Annotated in this window: 1 protein-coding gene, 1 tRNA gene and 1 pseudogene; 2 read left to right on the forward strand and 1 reads right to left on the reverse strand. The window is 60.8% G+C overall.

The annotated features are described in order from the left end of the window. Window positions 1-626, reverse strand: a pseudogene (locus EOA33_RS33495) (PAS domain-containing sensor histidine kinase); the annotation flags it as partial. A 247-nt stretch (window positions 627-873) separates the two neighbouring features. Between EOA33_RS33495 and EOA33_RS33500 the strand changes: the two are divergent. Further along, window positions 874-1332: a phasin gene (locus tag EOA33_RS33500; protein WP_126056446.1), complete on the forward strand. Its 459-nt coding sequence runs from the start codon at window positions 874-876 to the stop codon at window positions 1330-1332. Between the two features lie 358 nt (window positions 1333-1690). Next, window positions 1691-1767, forward strand: a tRNA-His gene (locus tag EOA33_RS33505). The last annotated feature ends 298 nt before the right edge of the window (window positions 1768-2065 follow it).

A 2065-nucleotide genomic window follows, 5' to 3' on the forward strand; every position in this document is an offset into this window, starting at 1 on the left:
GTTTCGGTCAGCCGCGCGAGGCCGGCCGGATAGGAATTGCTGCCGCCCGGGACCAGGCGCTTGACGATGCGGTCGCTGTCATCGGCTACGTCTGCGACCAGCGCCGCCAGCGTCTCGGGCAGGATGCCCAGCGCCGCAAAACCGTCGGAGGCGGCCTCTACCTTGCCCGCTGCGTCGACGAAGGCGATGAAATGGCCGTCCTCGGTGAAGCCGCCAATGGCGCGGCTGGCGATCTCTGCAGCACTGCGCGAGCCGGTCTGCGCCGCGGGCACCGTGAGCATGATCGCTTTCTCGCCGTCTGGCATCGCCACCGCGCTGGCCAGGAAGCCGACGGCGCGGCTCACCATCCCGGTCGCCAGCCGCAGCGTGATGGCCCGGTCGCTGCCGATCTGCGGAAACCCGCTGGTCGCCATGATCTGGCGCCTGGCGATCAGCGGCAGCCGCGCCGAGGCGCCGATGATGCCCTCGATGTCCGGATAGCCGAACACCGCCGCTCCGGGGCCGTTGGCCCAGATCACCTGTTCGAGGTCGGCCGACAATATAGCGATCGCATCGCCGGCGGCGAAGCGCTGGCGGACCGCATCGAGCACGGCAACGTCGAGGAAGGAATAGTTTTCGGGCGGCATGCGCTTGGCGAATCCCTCCGGCGGGCAATTTCAGTTAACGCTTTGTTAATAAAAGCGGGCGGTGCGAAGGTCCACAAGCCAAGGCGTGCGGCGGGCGAAATCTCTGAGCGCTTGGTTAACGGCGGGGAAGATTCTGATGGTGCACTGCAACAAAGATGTTGCAATGCACAAAAAAACCTCTATATTGCCATCATACATGAACGAGACGGCTTTCTGTCAAAGCCGCTACCCGCGAAAAGGATGGAAAATGTCCAAGATCAAGACCGCCGAGACCATCGAGAACGTTGAATTCCCGAGCTTCGACGCTTCCAAGGCCACCGACCAGATCCGCGCCTTCGCCGAGAAGGGCGTCGAGCAGTCGAAGGAAGCCTATGCCAAGTTGAAGACCGGCGCCGAGGAGACCCAGAAGGTTCTGGAGTCGACCTTCGAGACCGCCAAGACCGTTTCCGGCGACCTGTCGCTCAAGACCATCGCCGCGCTGCGCGCCAATGCCGACGCCGGCTTCTCGCATCTCGAAGCCCTGGTCAGCGCCAAGTCGCTGTCGGAAGTCGTCGAGCTGCAGACCGCATTCCTGCGCAAGCGTGCCGAACTGGCCGTCGAGCAGGCCAAGGAATTCCAGGCCGTCGCTTCCAAGGCTGCCGAGGACGTCTCCAAGCCGATCAAGACCGCTTTCGAGAAGGCCTTGAAGGACATCAAGGCCGCCTAATATCTTCGCATAACTCGGCGATGCATCAAAACGTCGCATTTTATCAGTCAAATAGATGTGCGATAGAGTTGTCCAAGCGAATACCCGGCGGGCGGAACCTCCTCCCTCTGCTCTCCGGGATGACCAGCCAGCACCTCCTCCCGCTGGCTCGTAACAGGAAAAGGCCGGCACCTCCTCCCGCCGGCCTTTTCTTTTGCCCGAAATTGGCTGGTTGAAAACCGGGCGCGGTTCGCAGAACCCGCCTTTGCCTCATCAAGGGCCTTGAATTACGCTCCGATAGTCCGTATTGGACGCATCGCCGAACGACAGAGCGGATCTGGAGAGCAGAGCTTCCCCTGGATCGCGCTCCGGCAGACGTGCCGTTGTAGCTCAGCTGGTTAGAGCGCCGGATTGTGGATCCGGAGGTCGCTGGTTCGATCCCAGCCAACGGTACCATCGGCTTAAGTATTTGATCTTGCTAAGAATTTCATAGCTCAGCCTGGTCGCGCCGGCTTATGGCATTCGAAGGAAAAATCCTTCTGGCCCCTCTGCGCGTCACCGCTGCTTATGCGATCGGCTGATAGCTCCCATCGAGAGCCGTCGATCCACTCGTCCAAAAATTGTGTACCAAGAAAATACAATCCGTTGACACGCCCACAGGTGCGTGCGACTCTCTTCAGGAGTGCCAAGTATGATCGACTGGCAGGGTTGATTCTGAGGTGCGCGATGAAGGGAAGCAAGGGCAGTCTTTACG

The sequence above is a fragment of the Mesorhizobium sp. M4A.F.Ca.ET.050.02.1.1 genome, assembly GCF_003997725.1.
Lineage (GTDB): Bacteria > Pseudomonadota > Alphaproteobacteria > Rhizobiales > Rhizobiaceae > Mesorhizobium.